At 35.7% G+C, this 24,483-nt stretch carries 22 protein-coding genes; 18 read left to right on the top strand and 4 right to left on the bottom strand.

Annotation, left to right across the window (positions count from 1 at the left end):
• Positions 1 to 50: 50 nt before the first annotated feature.
• From M2098_RS06065 to M2098_RS06030, 8 genes are all read left to right on the top strand, one after another.
• Positions 51 to 965, top strand: coding sequence for an ABC transporter ATP-binding protein (locus M2098_RS06065; protein ID WP_280682523.1), 915 nt, complete (start codon positions 51 to 53; stop codon positions 963 to 965).
• Positions 955 to 1,743, top strand: coding sequence for an ABC transporter permease subunit (locus M2098_RS06060; RefSeq protein WP_280682525.1), 789 nt, complete (start codon positions 955 to 957; stop codon positions 1,741 to 1,743). Before M2098_RS06065 ends, M2098_RS06060 begins: the two co-directional genes overlap by 11 nt.
• A 92-nt stretch (positions 1,744 to 1,835) precedes the next feature.
• On the top strand, positions 1,836 to 4,442 hold the full coding sequence (locus M2098_RS06055) for a calcium-translocating P-type ATPase, PMCA-type (RefSeq protein ID WP_280682528.1): 2,607 nt from the start codon (positions 1,836 to 1,838) through the stop codon (positions 4,440 to 4,442).
• A 123-nt stretch (positions 4,443 to 4,565) separates the two neighbouring features.
• Positions 4,566 to 6,419, top strand: coding sequence for a cation-translocating P-type ATPase (locus M2098_RS06050; protein ID WP_280682530.1), 1,854 nt, complete (start codon positions 4,566 to 4,568; stop codon positions 6,417 to 6,419).
• Positions 6,420 to 6,492: 73 nt separating this feature from the next.
• Positions 6,493 to 6,720 (top strand): heavy-metal-associated domain-containing protein, encoded by a 228-nt coding sequence (locus tag M2098_RS06045; RefSeq protein ID WP_134167652.1) that lies wholly within the window; start codon positions 6,493 to 6,495, stop codon positions 6,718 to 6,720.
• Positions 6,721 to 6,738: 18 nt separating this feature from the next.
• Positions 6,739 to 7,023, top strand: a complete 285-nt coding sequence (locus tag M2098_RS06040; protein ID WP_280682532.1) for an iron-sulfur cluster repair di-iron protein, ric — start codon at positions 6,739 to 6,741, stop codon at positions 7,021 to 7,023.
• A gap of 55 nt (positions 7,024 to 7,078) precedes the next feature.
• Entirely contained in the window at positions 7,079 to 7,747 is a 669-nt protein-coding gene (locus M2098_RS06035; protein ID WP_243833714.1) for a Crp/Fnr family transcriptional regulator, read from the top strand.
• Positions 7,748 to 8,014: 267 nt separating this feature from the next.
• Positions 8,015 to 8,434: a flavodoxin gene (locus M2098_RS06030; RefSeq protein ID WP_280682537.1), complete on the top strand. Its 420-nt coding sequence runs from the start codon at positions 8,015 to 8,017 to the stop codon at positions 8,432 to 8,434.
• A gap of 24 nt (positions 8,435 to 8,458) precedes the next feature.
• Here the strand turns inward: M2098_RS06030 and M2098_RS06025 are convergent, their stop codons facing one another.
• On the bottom strand, positions 8,459 to 9,082 hold the full coding sequence (locus tag M2098_RS06025) for a TetR/AcrR family transcriptional regulator (protein ID WP_280685253.1): 624 nt from the start codon (positions 9,080 to 9,082) through the stop codon (positions 8,459 to 8,461).
• Positions 9,083 to 9,161: 79 nt separating this feature from the next.
• Here M2098_RS06025 and M2098_RS06020 point away from each other — a divergent pair, with 79 nt between their 5' ends.
• Together M2098_RS06020 and M2098_RS06015 are read left to right on the top strand one after the other, a co-directional pair.
• Entirely contained in the window at positions 9,162 to 10,052 is an 891-nt protein-coding gene (locus tag M2098_RS06020; protein WP_280682541.1) for an ABC transporter ATP-binding protein, read from the top strand.
• A 12-nt stretch (positions 10,053 to 10,064) separates the two neighbouring features.
• The gene (locus M2098_RS06015) at positions 10,065 to 11,675 is read left to right on the top strand and encodes a tetronasin resistance protein (protein ID WP_134167664.1); all 1,611 of its coding nucleotides are present in this window, start codon (positions 10,065 to 10,067) and stop codon (positions 11,673 to 11,675) included.
• Positions 11,676 to 11,707: 32 nt separating this feature from the next.
• Here the strand turns inward: M2098_RS06015 and M2098_RS06010 are convergent, their stop codons facing one another.
• The gene (locus M2098_RS06010) at positions 11,708 to 14,044 is read right to left on the bottom strand and encodes an ABC transporter ATP-binding protein/permease (protein ID WP_280682544.1); all 2,337 of its coding nucleotides are present in this window, start codon (positions 14,042 to 14,044) and stop codon (positions 11,708 to 11,710) included.
• A 406-nt stretch (positions 14,045 to 14,450) separates the two neighbouring features.
• On the opposite strand from M2098_RS06010, the gene nrdD reads away from it, so the two are divergent.
• The 5 genes from nrdD (at position 14,451) to fucO (ending at position 19,272) form a co-directional block, all read left to right on the top strand.
• Entirely contained in the window at positions 14,451 to 16,583 is a 2,133-nt protein-coding gene (nrdD, locus tag M2098_RS06005) for an anaerobic ribonucleoside-triphosphate reductase (protein WP_134167668.1), read from the top strand.
• Positions 16,584 to 16,586: 3 nt separating this feature from the next.
• Positions 16,587 to 17,072: an anaerobic ribonucleoside-triphosphate reductase activating protein gene (nrdG, locus tag M2098_RS06000; RefSeq protein WP_280682547.1), complete on the top strand. Its 486-nt coding sequence runs from the start codon at positions 16,587 to 16,589 to the stop codon at positions 17,070 to 17,072.
• 9 nt (positions 17,073 to 17,081) lie between these two features.
• A complete protein-coding gene (locus tag M2098_RS05995; RefSeq protein WP_280682549.1) occupies positions 17,082 to 17,573 on the top strand; it encodes a deoxyuridine 5'-triphosphate nucleotidohydrolase in 492 nt (163 codons plus the stop codon).
• A 103-nt stretch (positions 17,574 to 17,676) separates the two neighbouring features.
• Positions 17,677 to 17,988 carry a PTS lactose/cellobiose transporter subunit IIA gene (locus tag M2098_RS05990; protein ID WP_280682551.1) on the top strand — a complete coding sequence of 104 codons (312 nt, stop codon included), beginning with the start codon at positions 17,677 to 17,679 and terminating at the stop codon, positions 17,986 to 17,988.
• Between the two features lie 126 nt (positions 17,989 to 18,114).
• Entirely contained in the window at positions 18,115 to 19,272 is a 1,158-nt protein-coding gene (gene fucO / locus M2098_RS05985) for a lactaldehyde reductase (RefSeq protein WP_280682552.1), read from the top strand.
• A gap of 38 nt (positions 19,273 to 19,310) precedes the next feature.
• Here the strand turns inward: fucO and M2098_RS05980 are convergent, their stop codons facing one another.
• Together M2098_RS05980 and M2098_RS05975 are read right to left on the bottom strand one after the other, a co-directional pair.
• Positions 19,311 to 20,033, bottom strand: a complete 723-nt coding sequence (locus tag M2098_RS05980) for a DUF5131 family protein (RefSeq protein WP_280682554.1) — start codon at positions 20,031 to 20,033, stop codon at positions 19,311 to 19,313.
• Positions 20,030 to 20,572 carry a PadR family transcriptional regulator gene (locus tag M2098_RS05975; RefSeq protein WP_280682556.1) on the bottom strand — a complete coding sequence of 181 codons (543 nt, stop codon included), beginning with the start codon at positions 20,570 to 20,572 and terminating at the stop codon, positions 20,030 to 20,032. Before M2098_RS05975 ends, M2098_RS05980 begins: the two co-directional genes overlap by 4 nt.
• A 107-nt stretch (positions 20,573 to 20,679) precedes the next feature.
• On the opposite strand from M2098_RS05975, the gene M2098_RS05970 reads away from it, so the two are divergent.
• From M2098_RS05970 to M2098_RS05960, 3 genes are all read left to right on the top strand, one after another.
• Positions 20,680 to 22,065, top strand: a complete 1,386-nt coding sequence (locus tag M2098_RS05970; protein ID WP_280682558.1) for an MATE family efflux transporter — start codon at positions 20,680 to 20,682, stop codon at positions 22,063 to 22,065.
• Between the two features lie 60 nt (positions 22,066 to 22,125).
• Complete coding sequence (locus tag M2098_RS05965; protein WP_280682560.1) at positions 22,126 to 23,013, top strand: DMT family transporter; 888 nt, start codon at positions 22,126 to 22,128, stop codon at positions 23,011 to 23,013.
• An 81-nt stretch (positions 23,014 to 23,094) separates the two neighbouring features.
• A complete protein-coding gene (locus M2098_RS05960) occupies positions 23,095 to 24,447 on the top strand; it encodes an MATE family efflux transporter (protein ID WP_280682562.1) in 1,353 nt (450 codons plus the stop codon).
• Positions 24,448 to 24,483 lie beyond the last annotated feature (36 nt).

Raw genomic sequence — 24,483 nt, 5'->3', positions numbered from 1 at the left:
TAGATATGATACTATCTATTTAGATATTTATCGAAATAGGTGGAGGAATTATGAATGCAATAAGAATTGAACATATTCGAAAAGTGTTTTCAGAGCATAAAGTTGCAGTCGATGATATCAGTCTGCAAATAGAAGAAGGTCAGATCTTTGGTTTTCTTGGACCTAATGGGGCTGGTAAGACAACAATGGTTAAGTTATTGGTTGGAATGTTAGAGCCAAGTGGTGGAAGTTCCAGTGTTATGAATATAGATTCAACAAAAGATAGTGTATCGATACATGCAACTAGTGGAGTATTAACTGAACATGCGATGATGTATGATCATCTCACAGCGATGGACAATTTGGTATTCTTTGGTGAGGTTTTTGGACTTGAGAAAGAAGAAAGTATCGCAAGAGGAACGAAGTTGCTTGAAGAGTTGGATTTGCTAGATGCAAAAGATCAGAAACTTGGTACATATTCTACAGGGATGCGACAACGTCTATCACTAGCTCGAGCACTTATTCATAAACCGCGTGTGTTATTTCTTGATGAACCAACAAGTGGTTTAGATCCAGAAAGTGCACTTCGTGTAAATCAACTTATTATGAAACTTGCTAAGCAAGGGGTTACTATTTTTCTGTGTACACACCAACTTCGGTATGCACAAGAAATATGTACAAGTTATGGATTGATTGATCATGGAAAATTACTTGCAAGTGGTACACTAGAAGACTTACGCAAACAAATTTATGATGGGTATACGGTGCGAATGAAAACTTCAGTTATGCCTACCCATGTTGATTATGTTGAAGTTGAAGATGGTCAAATTGAATTTAAATTAGATAGTGAAGATCGTATTGCTGATATTATTCGTGATATTGTGCAACGTAATGGAAATATTACGCATGTATCAAGTCGTAAAATGTCATTGGAAGAAATCTATTTTGCCCTAATGAAACAAGGAGGTATGCAAGATGAATCGTAAAATGAAAGCGATCATTCGTAAAGATATACGTTCAATTATCGATAATAAACGTTATTTATGGACATTATTGTTGTTACCGATATTTCTGGGTGTGATTTTTCCAAGCATCTTTGTCGTACTTGTAAAACTTGCACCGACGGACATGAATGATATGGATGCACTGATTCGCTTACTTCCACAGAATTTAAGTGAAGCTGAGATCTTAGATGCACTATTGGATATGATCTTAAATCAAACAATTCCAATTTTCTTTATGTTAATCCCGATTATGTGTGCTTCTGTTATGGCAGCGAGTTCCTTTGTTGGAGAGAAAGAAAAACGCACATTGGAAACATTGTTATATTCACCACTGTCTTTGCGTGATATTTTTAAAGCAAAGGTGTTAGCTTCAACGATTATGAGTTTGGTAATTACCTTTGCGACTTTTGGACTGATGGTGGTTATACTCAATATTGAATTACAACTCATCGATCAAAGTACTTTTATTCCAGGGTTTACATGGCTATGGGTGATGTGTTTGCTGGTTCCTGCAGTGACGTTAATGTCAATCGTGTTCATTGTCAAAGGTTCTGCGAAAAGTAAAACAATGGAAGAAGCACAACAAAGAGCAAGTTTTCTAGTTATGCCAATCGTGTTGATATTTATTAGTCAGTTTACAGGATTGTTGATGATTCAACCAATGTATATACTTATAGCTGGTGCAGTATTACTTGTTATTAGCTATGTGTTATTGCAAAAAGCAACTGCTGCTTTTACATATGAAAAACTTATACAATAGTCTTGTCATCAAGGCTATTTTTTTACGGTTTACCTCAATGGCTTTTTTATGTAATAGCAAGTATAATATAACTAATTAATGGGAGGAAGATTATGAGTGCCTATACAAAGAAAGCAAAGGATGTCTTGCAAGATTTGCAAAGTGATCCTAGCAATGGATTATCAACACAAGAAGTAGAAAAACGATTATCTGCTTATGGATATAACAAACTACATGAAAGTAAGAAAAAAACATTAGTACAGCGTTTTATTGAGCAGTTCAAAGATGTAATGATTATTATTTTATTAATTGCTGCTGCAATTAGTTTTGTTGTTGCATTTGAAGAAAAAAGTGCATCTGCATTTTTTGAACCATTACTGATTTTATTTATCGTAGTGTTGAATGCAATTGTAGGTGTATATCAAGAAAATAAAGCAGAGAAATCACTTGAAGCATTGCAAAAGATGACGACTCCACAATCAAGAGTAATTCGTGACGGGAAAGAACAAATCATACAAACGAGTGATTTGGTTCCTGGTGATATTGTAAAACTTGAAGCAGGGGATTTTATTCCTGCGGATTGTCGTCTAGTTGAAGCAAATGCATTAAAAAGTGATGAATCGATATTAACTGGAGAAAGTGTTCCAGTTGATAAAAAAGCGGATGCAATCATTGCGGAAAATGAACCACTTGGTGACCGTGTAAATATGGTGTATTCAGGATGTGTACTGACAAATGGTACAGCTATTGCAGTAGTTACAGAAACTGGAATGCAAACAGAAATGGGTAAAATTGCTGGATTGTTGGATGGTAATGATGATCAAAAAACACCACTTCAAGAACGTCTTGCAAAATTAGGTACATACTTAGGGATCGTTGCCCTGATTATTTGTGCAATTATCTTTGTGATGGGTATCATGGACGGTATGCCAATTCTAGAAATCTTTATGACGGCGGTCAGTTTAGCTGTTTCAGCCATTCCAGAAGGATTGCCAGTCATTGTGACTGTGGTCTTATCCATTGGGGTTGGTCGTATGGCACAACGCCATGCGGTGGTCAAACGATTACCAGCGGTAGAGACACTGGGTAGTACATCGATTATTTGTTCCGACAAAACGGGAACACTAACACAAAATAAAATGACCTTGTTGAAAGCTTATGTTGATGGTGGAGAAATCGAAGATATTAGTGATCATAACGATGCAAAAGTAAAAGATTTACTTACGTATGCGATTTTATGTAGCGATGCAAGCATTTATGTAGATGCCAATCAAAACGAAGTAAGTGTTGGTGATCCAACGGAAACAAGTATTATTGCAGCAGGTCGAAAGAACCAAATTCTACAAGAAAACCTTGCGACTGAATATCCAAGACTTGCAGAATTACCGTTTGATAGTGATCGTAAAATGATGTCGACCATTAATGAAATTGATGGGAAACATGTGGTCATTGTCAAAGGTGCTTACGATGAAATGAATCTGCATATGATTCATGGTGATTTAGGAAAAGCTGCAGAAGTCGTTGAATCTATGAGTAAAGAGGCACTGCGTGTTATCGCGGTTGCTTATAAAGTGATTGACACCATTCCTGATGAACTGACTAGTGAATCATTAGAAAACGAACTGACCTTCATGGGTGTCGTTGGTATGATTGATCCACCACGTGAAGAAGTAAAGGAAAGTGTTGCAACTTGTATCAAAGCAGGGATTAAGCCAATTATGATTACCGGTGACCATGTGTTAACTGCAACGGTGATCGCTAAACAATTGGGCATTTTCCATGATGGTGACCTTGCCATTAGTGGACAAGAGTTAGCGAAAATGGATGATGCAGAACTAAGTGAAAAGTTAGAAAAAATCTCAGTTTATGCACGCGTTTCACCAGAAGACAAAATTCGTATTGTCAAAGCATGGCAGGCAAAAGATAAAGTTGTGTCGATGACGGGTGATGGTGTGAATGATGCACCATCTTTGAAAGCTGCTGACATTGGTTGTGCAATGGGAATTACTGGAACAGATGTCGCAAAAAGTGCAGCTGACTTAATCCTAATGGATGATAACTTTGCAACGATAGTTGATGCGGTGCGTGAAGGTCGAGGGATCTATAACAACATTCGTCGTGTGGTTGGATATTTGCTTGGAACTAACATTGGTGAAATCGCTGTTGTATTCTTTGCGATGCTTCTATGGCGGAAAACTCCACTATTGTCTATGCAATTGTTGTGGATAAACTTAGTAACTGACTCACTTCCTGCGATTGCCTTAGGTATGGAACCAATTCATAAAGGCGTGATGCATGAAAAGCCACGTCCTAAGAAGGAAGGTATCTTCGCCAATGGACTTGGTGTGCAAGTTGTTTTGCAAGGGATTATGTTTGGGTTGCTTTCACTGATTGCCTTCAAAATTGGAATGGATGACGGTGGTTTGAAAGATGGCCGGACGATGGCGTTTATCGTTCTTGGTTTATCTCAAGTTCACCATTCGTTTAGTATGCGTTCGCATAAAAGTCTATTTAAAATTGGACCATTTACAAATAAGAGTTTGAATAAAGCAGCAGCAGTATCCATCGCGTTGATGCTTATCGTAATTTTCATTCAACCGATTACGACAATCTTTGGCTTGGATCATTTATCCATCCATTTATATGCCATGGCCTGGATCTTAAGTATTACCCCAGTTATTGTCTTGGAAATTGCCAAAGCTTTAGGTCTAGCAAAATAATCAAAATACTATAAAGAAGCATAAGTAGCAAATACTTGTGCTTTTTTGATGAAACTTGATATCCATCAATTTTTATCTATAAGTGATCTTCTATACTAGGAGTAGATAAAGGAAGTGGTATAGATGAAACGATATATACTAAAACACAGAAATCAAATAACAATCTTTACATTGGTTGTCATAGTTGTTGCCTTTGTGCTTCACTACGCTTTTCACCAAACGCAACAAAGTGAAATCTTATTACTGGTTGCATCCATTGTTGGGGGTATACCTATTTGGATGCAAGCATTGGAAGCGTTGCGTCTTAAAATCATTAGCATTGATTTACTAGTAAGTATTGCAATCATTGGTGCGTTGACCATTCAAAACTATGAGGAATCTGCCATTGTCGCATTCTTGTTTTTGTTTGGACTTTCCTTAGAACAAAGAACATTGGCAAAAACTCGATTGGCAATTCAAGAGCTTGTTTCTATGGCACCCAAACGAGCGTTACGAGTTGGAGTTGATGATGTTGTAGAAGAAGTTGATGTTGATGATTTGCAGTTTGGGGATGTACTGCTTGTAAAAACGGGGGGTCAAATTCCGGTGGATGGTTTGGTCATTGCCGGTGAAGGTTATAGTAATGAAGCAACCATTACTGGAGAGTCACTGCCTGTGTTTAAACAAAAAGATGACCCAGTGTATGCAGGAACAATCCTAGAAAATGGAACTTTGCGTATTTATGCCCAAAAGGTTGGAGAAGATACTACTTTTGGTAAAATAATCGAGCTTGTCGAAGAAGCACAAGATGCCAAATCTCAAGCGGAGCGGTTTATTGATCGATTTTCTAAATACTATACGCCGGTTGTTTTATTACTCGCTTTGGTTGTTTGGTGGGTTTCGCAAAGTGTGGAACTAGCTATTACAATTTTGGTTTTGGGTTGTCCAGGAGCGTTGGTGATTGGTGTCCCCGTATCCAATGTGTCTGGTTTAGGAAATGGAGCGAAACACGGTGTGCTCTTAAAAGGAAGTAGTGTCATCCAAAGTTTTAGCAAAGTTGATACAATGGTATTTGATAAAACTGGGACACTGACTGTGGGTAACCCTGAAGTGGTACATGTAATCAGTTATACAAAAAAACAAGATCAAGCATTGCAATATCTGGTGAGCGTTGAAAGGGAATCTCAGCATCCACTAGCTAAAGCAATCATTGAAGCATACAAAGATATTCAAAGTTTACCAGTAAGTCAAACACGTGTTATTCGTGGTGATGGAATCATTGCAAAAGTCGCTGGAGAAGTGGTGATGGTTGGAACGCCGACCTTATTAAAAAATCATCAGGTTATATTTGACAAACAGATGGAAGCTGATATTGCAGAACTCGAAAATCAAGGTCATTCACTTGTACTTGTAAGTGTAGGAGGAAGTGTAGCATTATTGATTGCCATTCGTGATGTCTTGCGTCAAGATATTGTAAAAGATCTTCTAGATTTACAGAAAATGGGTATAAGTGACTTAGTTTTACTGTCTGTAGATAGTCAAAGTGCCGTTGATGTCATCGCTCATCAACTGGGTCTTTCAAAAGCTTTTGGGAAGATGTTGCCTAAAGATAAAGCGGCATATGTGAAAGAACTTCAACAACAAGGACATGTTGTTGCATTTGTTGGGGATGGCATTAATGATAGCCCTTCTCTTGCGCAAGCAGATATAGGTATTGCCATGGGTTCAGGGACTGATGTAGCCATTGAAACCTCTGATGTTGTGTTAATGAATTCTGATTTTCATAAACTACCATATGCACTTGGATTGGCCAAAGCAACCAATCGAAATATGAAACAAAACATTATAATTGCAATAGCAGTAGTCATCTTCCTTTTGCTTGGTGTGTTTTTCAGTCAATGGATGAATATGGCAATTGGTATGTTTGTCCATGAAGGTAGCATTCTTGTTGTTATCCTTAATGGTATGCGCTTATTGAAATATAAATTAAAAAAATGAAAAACTTGATAGGTATCAATTTTCTTTTGAAACCTTTGCGTTACAGTTAGCGTATAGAAAGAAGGTGTGAAATATGCAAAAAGCCGTGCTACAACTCGAAACCTTGGCATGTCCAACATGTATGCAAAAAATTGAAGCTGCACTAAAAAACGTGGATGGTGTTGATAAAGCAAGTGTCAAAATATTATTTAATGCCAGTAAGGCAAAGCTTGATTTTGATGCAACAAAAACTACATTAACAAACATTCAAAAAGCTGTAGAAACAATTGGTTATGAAGTACTAAAAGCCAGTGAAAAGTAACAGGAAAGGAGTGATACCATGACTGTAAAAGACTATATACAAGAACATCAAGAACGTTTGGATTTGTATACGAAAGCAATTGTTAACGCGCATGGTCAACATCATCCAGAAGTGTATGAAGTGCGTGAACTGTATAAGGAAATTGAAATGCGTAGCTTACATCATCAAGATATACAGCAAACGGTTGCCAGACTTAAAGCAGTAACAAGTGATTTTGCTGTCCCCAGTGATGTTTGTCAAACGTTTTTACAAACCTATGAAATGTTAGGTAAACTTGCTGGAATCGCTGCTAGTGAAAGGTAAAGTGCTTGCTAATTTTCACGCACTATTCTAAGATAAGGAAAAGGAGGTAATGATGATGAGTGAACATATTTGCGTATCGCTTGTTCCTTTGTTTAATCATTTAGATATGAAGGATCAAAAAGTTATCAATACGTTAGCTAGACATAAGGATGTTACCAAAGGTGAACGAATCTTTTCGCCTGGTGATGAAAAACTTGTCATTGTTGCCAGTGGAAACATGAAAGTTTATCAGCTGTCCGCGAATGGAAAAGAACAACTGTTACGTGTGGTTGAACCGGGCGGTTATGAAGGTGAAAACCAACTGTTTGGTGCAACAAATGACAGTGTCTTTGGAGAAGCTTTGGAAAATATGGAAATTTGTTTTATAAACAAAGAAGACTTTCGTAAACTGTTGCTTGAGTATCCACAATTGACATTGAAATTGTTAGAAATCAACGCACAAAAATCGCTAGTCTTGGAACAACAGGCACGTTTTCTTTCCATGGAAAAAGTTGAAGAACGTTTGGCTACCTACTTACTGGATGTAACGAAAGTTGTGGGTACTACAAAATATACATTGCCTTTAAAAATGAAGGAACTTGCTACCTTTCTAGGGACAACTCCAGAAACCTTGTCACGTAAATTCAAACAACTTGAAAGTAAAATGTATCTACGTCGTCAACAAAAGCTGGTGGAAATTTTAGATAGGGAAGGCCTAGAAAGTATCATCTCAAATATGCGTTAATCAAAAAAATGGTTGTCAAAACACGAAGCGTGAAGCGGATATAGATGACCATATTTTTTACACCTTAAGTTAGCGTTATCTAACCTAAGGGTGAGAAGTATGCATCTTGCAATGGAAAGTAGTTGTAGGTTGGATCACGCTTGGCGTATGTCTATCAACATAAAGAAACTGGTTGCAATGTTCAGTACGTGCACAAGTGTTCATCTTCATGAGTTTCATGCTAGATGCCAACACTACTAGGAAATATAAGAAAGTAGAGGATAATAAATGAATAAAGTTCTAATTGTATACTGGTCAATGACAGGTAATACAGAAGCAATGGCAAATGCCTTAGCAGAAGGATGTACAGAAGCAGGTAATGAGGTCACATGTGTGAATGTTTCTGAAAGTCCAAGTTTGGATGGATATGACGCGTACCTATTTGGTTGTTCATCCATGGGGGACGATGCATTGGATGAAGCAGAATTCAATCCATGGTTTACTTCAATTGAAGTAGATTTAAAAGACAAAAAGGTTGCTCTTTTTGGTTCTTATGGTTGGGGTGATGGTCAATGGATGCGTGACTGGGTCATTCGTACCAAAGAAGCCGGTGCAAATCTATATCAAGAAGGTCTTATTGTTAATGAAAGTCCAAGTGATGATGATCTTGCAACTTGTAAAGCGTACGCGAAAGCATTTATTGCATAAAAAAATTCCAACTTGGAATTTTTTTTATAAATATTCATCTTTGTAAAAACGTTTACGCAGCATAATGAAGTACGCTTCAAAGTTTTTAATGACCGCATCAATATCATCTTGTAGCAGTTTTTGATTTGTCTCGATGTAACCATATGATGCATAAGTGATTAGTTCAAGCAACAATGGAATATCGTTTGGATCTTTAAATTTATACGTGTCTGCACGTTCAATAAGAGAACTCCATGCTTCATCTACCATTTCGTTTTTATATTTGACAATGATGTCTTTTACAAAGGGATCGTTATCGTTGTAAACCCGTAAAAGAAAACTGTAGCTGTCTGGATGCTTTTTCATCACCTTTACTTTGGTGTGCATAGAATGCAATATAAATTCAAAGATATCTGAAATGTCCAAATAGTTTGATTCTTGCAGCCCATCCATCACAATGCGGATGACATAAACAAAGGCAACTTCAAACATATTCTTTTTATTACCGAAGTAATGAAACAACAATCCTTTTGAAATTCCTGCATCTTTTACCATTTGATTTGTACTTGCTTTTTGGTAGCCGTGGTTGGCAAATTCTTTAATTATTGCGTTCATTAAAGGGATTTGCTTACTTTTTTCTATCTTGTCTAATGTATCTTTCATATTCATAGTATACATCAGTTGACCAATGCGGTCAATCTATGTATAATGAAATCATTCTTAGCGATGACTAAGGGAGAGGTACGTTATGGACACAGTTATTAAAATTGATAAGCTTCAAAAGAAATTTGGAAAATTTGAAGCGCTTAAGGATGTTAGTTTTGAGGTAAAAAAAGGAGAAGTTGTTGGTTTTATTGGACCAAATGGTGCTGGTAAAAGTACAACAATCCGCGTGCTATTAGGGATTTTAAAACGCAGTGGAGGTTCAGTTGAAGTGTTTGGAAAAGATGCTTGGGATGATGAAATCGAAATCCACAAACGTTTGTCGTATGTGCCTGGAGATGTTGCCTTATGGGGAAACATGACAGGTGGAGAAATCATTGATTTATTTATCAAACTTCATGGTGGGGCAAAACGCAACAAACGTGATGAACTTATTAAAAAGTTTGAATTGGATCCAAAGAAAAAGGCAAAGAACTATTCCAAAGGAAATCGTCAAAAAGTAGGTTTGATTGCAGCTTTGAGTGTAGATAGTGATTTGTACATTTTGGATGAACCCACGAGTGGACTTGACCCATTAATGGAGGCCGTCTTCCAAGAAGAAATTGAACAATTAAAAAACGAAGGAAAATCGATTTTGTTATCGAGTCATATTTTAAGTGAAGTAGAACGACTTGCAGACCGTGTGGTTATCATTCGTGAAGGTGTCGTTGTGGAACAAGGAACACTTGATGAAATGCGTCATCTAACGCGTTCCAATGTTATTTTACAAACAACAGGTGACTTGTCTGTTTTCAAAAACATGACAGGAGTTTACGATCTTCAACAAAAAGGCAAAGAATTGAGTTTCTCAATCGATCATGAACATATCAATGATTTGTTGAAAGTTGCAGCAACGATGCCGATGGACAAATTTGAAATAGTTCCACCAACCCTTGAAGCATTGTTTATCACGCATTATGAAAATGATGAAGCTTAGGTGGTGAGTAAGATGAATCGTAATTTTGCGCTATGGGAATATTTATTTATTCAGTATCTAAAGCGAGATTGGAAAAAGATTGTTTTTTGGATTGTTGGTTTAGGTTTGTTTTGCGGAGGTTTTATTCCTTTCTTTGAAGAAATTGCCAAAGGTGATGGACTGTTAGGTATGTATGAAACCATGCAAAACCCAGCGATGATTTCCATTGTTGGACCAACACCGATTAGTGATCCACAAGCATATACGATTGGAGCGATGTATTCCAATGAAATGTTATTGTTTTGTGGCTTGTTTGCCTTTATTATTTCGGCGATGCATGTGGTAGGTCACACACGTAGAGAAGAAGACTTGGGTCTTCAAGAATTGATTCGTTCGTTCCGTGTTGGTCGCGAAGCAAATGCACTTGCAGTCATGGTGGAAACGGTGTTGATTAACCTTGTGCTTGCTTTATTTGTTTGTGGTTTGATGGTGTCATTCAATTTAACCGGAATCGATGTTACAGGATCGCTATTGTTTGGTTTATCCATTGCGATGCTTGGAATTGTTGGTGCAGTTGTTGGCTTGTTGATGGCACAAGTTATGTCTACTTCAGCCGGAGCGATTGGTGGAAGTATTGCACTTTTAATCGTATTGTATATCGTTCGTGCGACAACGGATATTTCCAATGTTTCACTTTCGATGATGAACCCGTTAGGATGGGGATATTTAACCTATCCGTTTGTCGAGAACAACTGGCTACCAATTGTATATGCACTCGTGTTCTCGATCGTTGGTATCTTTGTGGCGTTTGTATTAGAAAGTAAACGCGATATGCAAGATGGCTACATTCCTCAATTTGAAGGAAAAGCGCATGCAAGCAAACGCATGTTGAGTGTACCAGGAATGTTTTGGCGTATTACACGAGGCACAAATATTGCGTGGTTAATTGGTTTTGCAGTCATGGGTGCAGCTTATGGTTCTGTATATGCAGATATGCAGTCATTTTTAAACAGTAATGAAATGATGCAACAAATGTTTACAGTACAAGGCATCTCAATTGAAGTCTCTTTTACAGCAACGATTATGTTTGTGGTACAAGGTCTTGCGATAATCTTGCCTATTGTAATGTTAAACAAACTATACAATGAAGAACGACGTGGACATTTATCACAAGTCTATTCGACAAAAGTAAGTCGTAATCAAATATACTGGTCAGTTATTGGTATTGCCATTTGCTTAAGTGTATTTGCCAATCTAGCAGGATCTTTTGGACTTGGTGGAATGGCTATAGCATCTATGAGTAAAAGCACCATGACGTTTATTGATTTTATTGGTGCAGGTTTCAATTATTTTGCGGTATTCCTATTCTTTATAGGGCTTGGTGGTTTGTGTATTGGATATGCACCAAAATTAGGAAAACTATTGTATTTGTATCTTGGATATTCGTTTATGGTAAGTTATTTTCTAAATCTACTAGACTTGCCAGAATGGGTAAATCAAACATCGGCTTTGAATTGGATGAATCGCGTACCAATGGAAAGTTTCAATGTAAGTGCATTTTTAATTGTCGGTGCTATTGGAATTGTTATGATGATACTTGGTGCTATTGGTTATCATAGACGAGATTTACATGAAGGTGTATAAAAAAAGGTTGTCAGTGCAACCTTTTTCTTTGCTTATTCGCTACGTAATGCTTCTACAGGGTCTTTTTTTGCTGCCATCTTAGCAGGGATACATCCACCAAGTAGCGTTAATATTAGGGAGATACATACAAGAATAAGTGCATGTATTGGATTGAGTTTTGCAACATTTGCTAGACCAGAAACGTTTTCAATAACGATATTGGCTGGAATCGTAAGTAATTGTGCAATCCCAATTCCCAATAAACCAGAACACAATCCAATGATAAAGGTTTCTGCATTGAAAACACGCGTGATGTCTTTTTTTCTAGCTCCAAGGGCACGAAGAATTCCAATCTCTTTTGTTCGTTCTAGTACCGAAATATAGGTAATAATTCCAATCATGATACAAGAGACAATCAAACTAATTGCAGAGAAGGCAATTAGTACAATGGTTATGGCACTCATGATTTCACCTGATAGTGAAGATAACATTGCCGCAAAATCCGTGTATAGTACCTGATCGTCGGTTGCTTTATCTACATTGTATGCATCAAGATATGCAATAACATCATCTTTGCTTTCAAAGTCTTTTGGATAAATCATGATGGAGTTTGGAATTGCATCAGCTCCTAAGTAGGCAAGTGTTGCCTCTTTTGTATTTTGACTCGTAGGGTTTTTATCAAATGGTTGACCAGTCAGTACATTTGTTTCACTTGCTTGTTGTACACGAACAATTGCAGAACTTGAATTACTAGACATAACTTCTTGAATAAGACTTGGTGTATATAAAACACCGCTACCAGAAGTAATGAGTTCTTTATCTTTTTTACCACGCATAATTGCTTGTACTTTCAAGGTAATGGTTTGTTTGGAATTATACATTTGTTCATAATTAGAACCTGACATGTAATAGTCACCGATTTCGTTATACCAACTATCATTTAAAATTACTTTGACTTCTTTATGTAATAATTCATCGAATGTAACATGTTCATTTTCTTCAAAACCTAGTTGTTTTAAGGTGGTGCTACTTACTTGATTGTATGCATCAACTTGGATAACTAAACCAGGTTCATTCATATCAATCTCTCCAACTAATGTGTCGTATAAAGAGTCAATGATTCCAGTTTCTTTTTTTGCTGTCAGGACATTTTGATTTGCATCGTTCTTGAACTGTGTTGGTAGTTGCATCCATGCACTTTGCATATCAAAAAAAATTGGTTGATAGGTTCCATTTTGTTGTTTTGTAATCATATTTAGTTGTGTTGTGTTTTGGTATGAAATTCCTGAAAGTAAATCTGTATCCATTTTCTTAATATAATCGATATAGTCTTCATCAATTTTATTTTGATGAATCATACTATCCATCACATCATCTTGTGCATATATACTTTTTTCACTTGTATATTTTTTGCGATCGTTTGCTTCAGATGTATTTGAAAATGATGCTGCATCCATTTGCATAGCTTGACTAGCAACTTGTATTGGCATGTTAGATAAAGAATCCTTTTCAAAGTTATCGATTTCTACTTGAAATCCATTACTCAATGCCAGAATTAATGCGATACCTATAATTCCAATACTTGAAGCAAATGAAGTAAGTAAAGTACGACCCTTTTTCGTTTTGATATTGTTGAAAGATAAGGCAAGGGCAGTAAGATAACTCATTGCAGTTTTACGTATTGAAAATGTTGAAGGTTTCTCACTATCTTCTTGTACAGGACGAGAATCACTTGTAACCAATCCATCTTTAAGTTCAATGATGCGATTTGCATAATCATTAGCAAGTTCAGGATTATGAGTCACCATAATAACAAGTTTATCTTTGGCAATCTCCGTAATCAAATCCATGATTTGTACACTGGTATCACTATCAAGTGCACCTGTAGGTTCATCCGCTAAAATTACATCAGGATCATTTGCAAGTGCACGAGCGATCGCAACACGTTGCATTTGTCCTCCGGATAGTTGATTTGGTTTTTTATGTGCATGATCTTTAAGGCCAACTTTGTCTAATACTTCCATTGCCTTTTTGCGACGTGTTTTACTATCAATACCACTAAGTGTCATACCCATTTCTATATTGGATAGTACACTAATGTGTGTGATTAAATTATACGATTGAAAGATGAACCCTACACAGTTATTGCGATATGCATCCCAATCTTTTTGTTTGAAGTTTTTTGTACTTTTACTATTGATTACTAAATCACCACTATCATATTGATCTAATCCACCAATGATATTCAACATGGTTGTTTTACCTGAACCACTTTGTCCAAGGATTGCTACGAATTCATTTTTTCGAAAACTCAAGGAAACATCTTTCAAAGCATGTTGTTGAAAATCTCCGGTTTTATAACTTTTCTTTATATGTTTTAGTTTTAGCATGTTTTTCTCCTCTATACTCACTATACATCCGTCATAGTTAACGCATGAACATGTGTAAACTATATCGTGATTTGGACTTTGCGGATACATTTTCAGGTTAAGTGGTTATTAACCAAGACTAAGATGTAAGAAATTTGGGGTCAATGTATCATCTCTTATGTAAGAAACGTATAAAATGCTTATAAAATACCAACGATAAATTATGTGAAAGTTCATGATAAAAAGTCGTTGACAAATCTATCGCATTCATAAAAGTCGATGGTTTCGGCACTTTTTGCATTCATGAAAATTCTATGAAAACGATTGTAAAAAAGGGTGAAAGTTTTCAGTTAGATGTTGCCCATTCTTGCTTGAAAATGTGTACAATAGTAGCAGGCAAAAATTTTGAAAGAGAGAGGGAAGTGTTATGGAACTATCAAAAGTTAGGGTTGTTAAAAAAGACGGAACACTAGAAGTGTTTAACATAAATAAAGTCGTAGTAGCAATCAATAAAAGTGCTTTCCGTACCTTATATTCATTTAAGAGTGCGGAAATTGATCGCATCTGTAAAGATGTAGAAAAACAAGTAAGTGAAGTGGAGAATGAAAAGATTACGATTCAAGAAATGCATAATATCGTAGAAGCTGCACTTGAACTTACAAATCCAAAAGTCGCAAAGAGTTACCGTGATTACCGTAACTACAAAATTGACTTTGTACATATGCTTGATGAGGTGTATAAAAAAAGTCAAAGCATTATGTATATTGGAGACAAAGAAAACTCAAATACAGACAGTGCATTAGTTTCGACAAAACGTTCATTAATTTTTAATGAATTAAATAAGGAACTATACAAAAAATTCTTCTTAACAACAGAAGAACTACAAGCAATTCGTGATGGATATATTTATATTCATGACATGAGTGCACGTCGTGATACGATGAATTGCTGTTTATTTGATGTGCAAAATGTACTAAGTGGTGGATTTGAAATGGGAAACCTTTGGTACAATGAACCAAAAACATTAGATGTTGCATTTGATGTTATTGGGGATATTGTCCTTAGTGCAGCAAGTCAACAATATGGTGGATTTACCGTTCCTAATGTAGAAACGATTTTAAAACCATATGCTGAAAAATCATACAAGATTTATTTAAAACATTACACAGATTTAGGTCTAGATGAACAAAAAGCAAAAGAAATCACAATGAAAGACATTGAAAGAGACTTTAGACAAGGTTTCCAAGGATGGGAATACAAGTTTAACTCTGTTTCAAGTAGCCGTGGAGATTACCCATTTATTACGATGTCAATGGGAATTGGACAAAGTGAATTCGAACAAATGGCAAGCATTCAAATGTTACGTGTACGTAAAGAAGGACAAGGAAAGAAAGGACACAAAAAACCAGTGTTATTCCCAAAACTTGTATTCTTATATGATGAAAACTTACACGGTGAAGGAAAGCCATTAGAAAATGTATTCAATGAAGGTATTGAATGTAGTTCAAAAACAATGTATCCAGATTGGTTGAGTTTAACTGGTGAAGGATATGTACCTAGCATCTACAAAAAATATGGTGAAATTATTTCACCTATGGGATGTCGTGCGTTTTTAAGTCCTTACTACCGTCGTGGTGGACTTGAACCAGCAGATGAAAACGATTCACCATTCTTCGTTGGTCGCTTTAACATTGGTGCGATTTCATTACACTTACCAATGATTTTAGCGAAAGCCCAACAAGAAAGTCGTGATTTCTACGAAGTGTTAGATGGATATATGGAACTTATTCGTAACTTACACTTACGTACCTATGACTACCTAGGAGAAATGAAAGCAAGTGTGAATCCTCTTGCATACTGTGAAGGTGGTTTTGCTGGTGGAAACTTAGGTTTACATGACAAAATCAAACCAATTCTTGAAAGTGCAACAGCATCTTTTGGAATTACTGCATTAAATGAACTACAAGAACTTTACAACAAACGTTCATTAGTTCAAGATGGAGGATTTGCTTTAAAAGTACTTGAATACATCAATAAGAAAATTGAACAATTCAAAAAAGAAGATGGAAGACTTTATGCAATTTATGGAACTCCAGCAGAAAGTCTATGTGGATTACAAATCCAACAATTCCGTAAAAAATACGGTGTAATTGAAAATGTAAGTGACCGTGAATATGTAAGTAATTCATTCCACTGTCATGTTACAGAAGATATTTCACCAATCGAAAAACAAAACTTAGAAAAACGTTTCTGGGATTTAGCTAACGGTGGTAAAATTCAATACGTAAAATATCCAATTGGATACAATACGGATGCAATTAAAACGTTAGTACGTAGAGCCATGGGAATGGGATTCTATGAAGGAGTTAACTTATCATTAGCATATTGTGAAGAATGTGGACATGAAGAATTAGAAATGGAAGTATGTCCAAAATGTGGAAGTGCAAACCTAACAAAAATTGATCGTATGAATGGATATTTATCATACTCACGTGTAAAAGGAGATTCTCGTTTAAATGATGCGAAAATGGCAGAAATAAAAGAGAGAAAATCGATGTAGTTTATGAGATATCACAATATTACAAAAGACGATATGCTAAATGGAAAGGGATTACGTTCAGTATTATGGTTAGCTGGTTGTGATCATGCGTGTCCTGGATGTCACAATCCAATCACTTGGTCTTTACAAGGTGGAATCGCATTTGATGAGGATGCAAAACAAGAATTATTTGCTTCGTTAGATAATGATTACATTGATGGTGTAACCCTAAGTGGAGGAGATCCACTAAACTTACACAACCGTAAAGATGTAACCGAATTGGTTAAAGAATTAAAAGAAAAATTTCCAAAGAAAAGTATTTGGGTGTATACTGGATATCTATACGATGATGTCAAAGATCTTGAATTAATGGCATACATCGATGTGTTAGTTGATGGGAAATTTATTGAAGCTCAACTTTCACCAACAACCCCTTGGGTAGGATCATCAAATCAAAAAGTGATTGATGTGAAAGCCACAAGAGCACAAGAGAAAATTGTTGAAGTATAAGGAGAATCCATGAAAAAAGTAGCGAAATTTCACAAGGTGAGTTATGAACAATTTAGTTCAAGTTTTGATGGTAAAGATGTACATGAATTGTATGATGCGATCTGTTTGCCAAAACGAGCAACTGCACAAAGTGCAGGGTATGACTTTTTCTTACCTTTTGATTTAGAACTAGCACCAAATGAAACCAAATTAATTCCAACTGGAATTCGTGTTGAAATGTTAGCAAACTGGGTATTGCAATTATATCCACGTAGTGGACTTGGATTTAAATTCCGTCTACAACTAAATAATACGGTAGGTATTATTGATGCTGATTATTTCTATAGTGATAATGAAGGTCACATCTTTGCGAAAATCACAAACGATTCAAATGAAAATAAAACCATTTCATTAAAAGCACATGATGGATTCATGCAAGGAATCTTCATGGAATATGGAATCGTTGAAGATGATGATGCAACTGGCGTTCGTAATGGTGGTTTTGGAAGTACAAGTAAATAACTTTGAAATAGGAATGCTTCGGTATTTCTATTTTTTTGTGTAGCGAGAATCAAGATATGGTATACTATACAAAAGTCAAAATGACATAAAAATGGAGGAATGTATGGAAGGATTAGAATTAGTTTGTTTTCAAATTATTTCAAATGTTGGTGGCGCAAGAAGTTGTTTTATTGAAGCGATTCAACATGCGAAAGTAGGGGATTATGAAAAAGCAGAAGCATCAATTAGTGAAGGTGAAAAGTTCTTTACAGAAGGACATCACGCACACGCAAAATTGATCCAACAAGAAGCAAATGGAGAACTTGAAAAAGTTACTTTATTATTGCTTCACGCGGAAGATCAATTAATGAGTGCAGAAGCATTTAAAATTCTAGCAAATGAATTTATCGACGTATACAGACGTTTAGATAAATAAATTGAAGCAGCCGAATGGGTTGCTTTTTTATTGGATGCCGTGAAGAAAAATCTCATGAACGCGTAGACGAAATACTTGCAAGGAATAAGAAAAAGGCGTATCGTTTTTTATATAGGAGGTCAGGTTATGGCAAATCGATTTATTTTAAATGAAACAAGTTATCATGGAAAAGGTGCAATCAATGAGATTGTAACTGAAGTACAAGCACGTCAATTTAAGAAAGGACTTGTAGTTACTGACAAGGATTTGGTTACATTTGGTGTCGTTAAAAAAGTAACAGATTTATTAGATGCAGCTTCATTACCATATGAAATTTTTGATGAAGTAGAAGCAAACCCAACAGTAAAAATGGTACAAGATGGAGTCGAAGCATTTAAAAAAGCAGATGCGGATTACATTATTGCAATCGGTGGTGGTTCGCCACAAGATACAGCTAAAGCAATTGGGATTATCATCAACAACCCAGAGTTTAGTGATGTAGTAAGTCTTGAAGGTGTTGCACCTACAAAAAATAAAGCAGTACCAATGATTGCAGTAGCAACAACTGCTGGTACAGCTGCAGAAACAACAATCAACTATGTAATTACAGATACAGAAAAGAAACGTAAATTCGTTTGTGTAGATGTACATGATATTCCAGTGGTTGCGATTGTTGATCCTGATATGATGGCAAGTATGCCAAAAGGATTAACTGCTGCTACAGGTATGGATGCATTAACACATGCAATTGAAGGATTTACAACTGCAGCAGCATGGGAACTAGCGGATACGTTAAATTTAAAAGCAATTGAAATCATTTCAAGAAGCTTACGTGATGCAGTAAATAATAATCCAAAAGGACGAGAAGACATGGCACTTGCTCAATATATGACAGGTATGGCATTCTCAAATGTTGGTCTTGGAGTTGTACATGGAATGGCGCACCCACTAGGAGCATTCTATGGAACTGCACATGGTATTGCAAATGCAGTATTACTTCCATATGTAATGGAATACAACAAAGATTACACTGGCGAAAAATATCGTGAAATTGCACGTGTAATGGGTGTGGCAAATGTAGATCAAATGTCACAAGACGAATATCGTCAAGCAGCAATTGATGCAGTAAAACAATTATCAAAAGATGTAAACATTCCAGCGACATTAAAAGAAATTGGAGTGAAAGAAGAAGATTTAGGTGAACTTGCAACATCAGCAATGGCAGATGCATGTACACCAGGAAACCCAAGAGCTTGTAATTATGAGGAAGTTCTTGAAGTATACAAAAAAGCGTATAACGAATAATAGAGTAAAAGCCTGAAGAATTGGATCTTCAGGCTTTTTTAGAATAATGGTTTTCCATCGGATATGTTAATATCAAGTTCTTTAGCATACGTTGTTTGTTTAAATGGATTTACTTTTTCAATGATGCCATCTCGTAAAAAATGTGAACCTGTGTTTTTAAACCAAAAGGTTTTATCTGCTTGCTTACATTGTTCGTGCAAGTCTAATACCCACTGATAGTCGCAAACACGTGCTTCCCGGCTTGTTTCACCACCGACCGAAACATGATCAATTGCATGTATGTAGTTTGTTAAATCAATAGGGCCGAGTAATGGTGCGCACGCAACAAAGCGTCGTTTCATCGGATATGAAATAAATAAAGGTAAGCGTTGATCTGCCATTTCTTGGTTTTCAACCGTACAACCAATATTGACATTATCATAACCATCTCCCCAATCTTCAGGCAGCGATTCATAAAAACGATCAATTCGTTTTGTGAGTATTAGAAAATCGATATCTTGTCGTTCTTTGATCATCGCCCAAACTTCTTTTCGCATTTCATCCGCTTCTGGCAAGAAAAAATCAGTCGCAAAACAAGTAGCGAGTATTTTATCTCCCTTGATATTGTATTCGCCATTTTTCTTTTTGCGAATTGGCCAATCAAATTTATCAGTTTTTATTATTTCATTTTGACCATAACGTTTCGCGTGTGGTCCGTAAAAATAACAGTTTTTGCATCCATCACTTAATGGATAACATCCAGTCCATGGTTCCCAGTTCATAGTATCTCCTTATTATCTTTTAATGTATTTTGTAATGTATAAAGCCATTCCATAATGGCATTTGTTAGTAGTTTTTGTTGTTTTAATACTTCCATACCTACTACTGGGATTTGTTTATCTGATTCTTTTGTTTCTAAATTATTATCGATTTCATTTTGAAGATCCATCAGTTTTAATCTTATATTTTCAATGTATACGTTTTGTTGGTCTTTTGGTGTACTTAAAAGATTAACAATTACTGCATTGAAATCTAGATAGAAATTAATTGGTTGATTTGTAATTTCGTTCATTAAGGTAGAAAAAACTTCATCTCCCATTTTTGTGATGTGATAAATTACTTTTTCAACTTTGCCTTCTTTTAATATTTCACCTTGAATATATCCTTTTTTTTCAAGTTGAATAACTTTCTTATAAATCGATGGTGTACTTATTTTTACCCATTTTGAAATGTTTCGATATTCAACAAGTTTTTGAATATCATAAGCACTCAGTGCTTCTTGTTTAATCATACCTAGTACGATTAGATCGATAGTTGCCATATATCTCCTCTCTTGACAACTACTATAATTTATAGTAGTGTATGTTACTGTAATACTATAAATTATAGTATTACAAGTAAGGACTTTAGTCAAGAAAGAAGGAAGTTATGAGTAAAAAAAGAAACAGAAGTCAAATGTTAGGGAGCATGAAAGTGTCAAAAGCACTGATTGCGATGGGTTTACCTATGATGGTCGGAATGATGGTAAATGCAATTTATAATCTTGTGGACGCATATTTTGTTGGGGGACTAGGAACGAGTCAAATGGGGGCGATTGCAGTTGCTTTTCCACTTGGACAAGCAATAGTTGGAATCGGATTGCTGTTTGGTAATGGAGCTTCATCGTATATTTCACGACTTTTAGGAGCACAGGATCTAAAAAAAGCCAATCAGGTTGCAAGTACATCAATTTATAGCAGTTTGGTCGTTGGAATTATCGTAATATGCTTTTCTCTTATTTTTATGAAACCAATTTTATTTGCATTAGGGGCGACAGAGAGTATTATGCCTTATGCCTATACATATGCTACAATTTATATTGCATCATGTATCTTTAATATTTTTAATGTCACAATGAACAATATTGTTACTAGTGAAGGATCACCAAAAATTACCATGTTTGCATTATTGCTAGGTGCTTGTATGAATGTTATATTAGATCCAATTTGTATTTACACGCTTGGTTTTGGTGTTGCTGGAGCAGCAATTGCAACAGCAATTTCTCAAATATGTTCAACTTGTGTATATGTATGCTATATTCTCAAAAAAATGAGTGTATTTAGTTTTAAGTTGAAAGATGTTGTGATATCAAAAGAAATTTATACGCAAATCATGAAAATTGGAGTACCAACACTAATTTTTCAATTACTTACAAGTGTTGCGATTAGTTTAGTGAACTTAAAAGCAAATCCGTATGGTGATTCTGTTATTGCAGCTTTAGGGGCAACAACACGTATTATATCAATGGGGAGTTTAATTGTTTTTGGATTTCTTAAGGGTTTTCAACCGATTGCGGGGTATAGTTTTGGGGCAAAAAACTTTGAACGTTTGCGAGCTTCAATTAAACTATCATGTATTTGGTCTACCATATTTTGCATATGTTTTGGGGTGCTAACAAGTATATTTGCACAAGAGATTATTATGCAATTTACATCAAATGATGTACATTTGATTGAGGTTGGTGTTCATGCTTTGCAACTGAACGGACTTTCATTTATTTTGTTTGGTTATTATACAGTCTACTCATCACTGTATCTTGCACTAGGAAAAGGTTTACAGGGTTTCATTTTAGGTGCATGTCGACAAGGGATATGCTTTATACCTATGATACTATTGTTACCAGAATATTTTGGAATTGATGGTATTGTATATGCACAGCCAGTCGCAGACATTCTTTCATTTATAGTAGCTGTTGTCATGGGCATACAATTAAATAAAGAAATTAAGAAGCTCGAAAAAGCAAAATTGTCTGATGAAACAAGTCCTGTTTTGTAGTAAGATAAGTTGTACATGTATTAAATAACGATTATGCATAATTTAAAGGAGAAAAATATCATGAAAAGAAGTTCTACTATAGGTCATATCTTGGCTATGATAACTATTATTATTTGGGGAACTACCTATGTTTCAACAAAAGTGCTTTTGGAATATTTTTCTCCTGTTGAAATTTTGTTTATTCGTTTTGTGATTGCGTTCATTTTACTTTGCTTGATGTATCCAAAACCAATCAAGATGGAAGCAAAGCATCAATTGCTTTTTGTAGGAGCAGGAATTAGTGGGATTACACTGTACTATTTACTTGAAAACATTGCGCTTACAATGACAAGTGCTTCTAACGTTGGCATTATTATTACGATTGCACCATTTTTTACAAGTATTCTTGCCACTATATTTCTTAAAACAGAAAAGCCACGAATGCAGTTTTATATCGGTTTTGTTGCGGCAATGATTGGTGTAATACTTATTAGTTTGCCTGGTGATCAAAGTATTTCATTGAATCCGATGGGAGATTTTCTAGCTTTACTTGCTGCATTAGCATGGGCAGTCTATTCCATATGTATTCGTAAAATTAGTGATTTGGGGTTTCCGACTATACAAATGACACGTCATATTTTTATGTATGGATTGCTATTTATGATACCGTTTTTATTTTTCATGGATTTTCATATTCAACTTAAAGACTTTCAGTCTGTACCTGTAATTGCAAATCTACTGTTTTTGAGTGTCGGAGCTTCTGCGATTTGTTTTGTGACATGGAATCAAGCAGTACGAATTCTTGGTGCTATAAAAAGTAGTGTGTATATCTATGTAGTTCCGGTGGTAACACTTGTTTCTTCAGTTATCATTCTTGATGAGAAATTAACACCGGTTTTACTTATTGGGGCAGGTTTAACCTTACTTGGATTATGGCTATCAGAAAGCAATCGCTTTATAAAGAAATAGTGTGCGAATTATGCGATGCACATATTGTTTCATGTAGTATAAAGAAGTATAATGGGAAAAGATTTTATTGGGGGAAAGCTTATGAGTGGACGAAGTGATATGACAACTGGAAAGCCAATGCGTATAATTGTGGCTTTCACAATGCCGATATTTTTAGGTGGATTATTTCAACAGTTTTATAACTTAGCTGATACGTTAATTGTTGGTCAATTTGTTGGTCATGAAGCATTAGCGGCAGTGGGATCTTGTGGAACGCTTGTGTTTTTAATCATTGGTTTTTTGATGGGACTAACAAGTGGGTTTGGTGTCGTTGTTGCGAACTTCTTTGGTGCTAAAAATCATGAAGAAATCAAAAAGTCTTTTGCTATGGCATGTATTATTTCTATTGTTGTTTCTGTTATCCTAACATTTGTAAGTATCTATTTTCTTGATGGAATATTAGAACTTATGAATACACCACAAGATATGTATCAAGATGCGTATGGATATATGTATATCATTTGTTTAGGGATTGTGTGGCAAGTACTCTATAATTTACTAGCTGGACTATTGCGTGCAATTGGTGATAGTAAACGTCCTTTATATTTTCTTGTGTTAGCTGCAGTTTTGAATGTCGTTTTGGATTTAGTGTTCATTATTGTATTTAAAATGCGAGCAGATGGTGCAGCACTAGCAACTGTAATTTCACAAGGCGTGTCTGGACTTTTATGTTTGTATTACATACTTAAGAAAGTGCCAGAGTTTCATACACGTAAGAACCATTGGCAAATCAATGGATATTTGATTCGTCGTGAACTTGCAATTGGATTACCCATGGCATTACAATTTTCAATTACCGCAATTGGAACCATTGTTGTACAAAGTGCGCTAAATACGCTTGGTAGTATTCCTGCAGCAGGTTTTGCCGCTGCTGTAAAAATTGAACAAGTTGCAACACAAATGTTAGCATCTATAGGAACAACGATGGCAACGTATTGTGCACAAAACATGGGAGCAAGTCGTTTAGATCGAATCAAAGAAGGATTCAAAGCAGCAAATTTCTTTGGAATTACATATTCCGTAGTTATTGGAATCGTTGTCATCTTTTTTGGTAAGTACGTAACGTATTTATTTGTAAGTAATCATGTAGACCGAATTATTGGCTATGTTGATACATATATGATGTATGTAGGATTAACCTTTGTGCCATTACATATTATCTTATCGTATCGTAGTGGAATTCAAGGAATGGGATTTGGTTTTCTACCGATGTTTGCAGGTGTCGTTGAACTACTTGCACGAATTGTTGTAGGGTTTATTGGTGCTGGTATGAAAAGCTATGATGTGATTTGTTTAGCAAGTCCAGCGGCATGGATTACCGCTGCTTTATTTCTGTTAATCATTTATCGCTACATAATGAATCGTTATTCTAAAAACAATAATCAATGGGTATAAGAAAAGGGTGAACTTCATATCGGAGTTCATCCTTTT

It is taken from the genome of Breznakia sp. PFB1-19 (genome assembly GCF_029893935.1).
Lineage (GTDB): Bacteria > Bacillota_I > Bacilli_A > Erysipelotrichales > Erysipelotrichaceae > Breznakia > Breznakia blatticola.
This window is presented reverse-complemented; position numbering and strand designations above follow the sequence as displayed.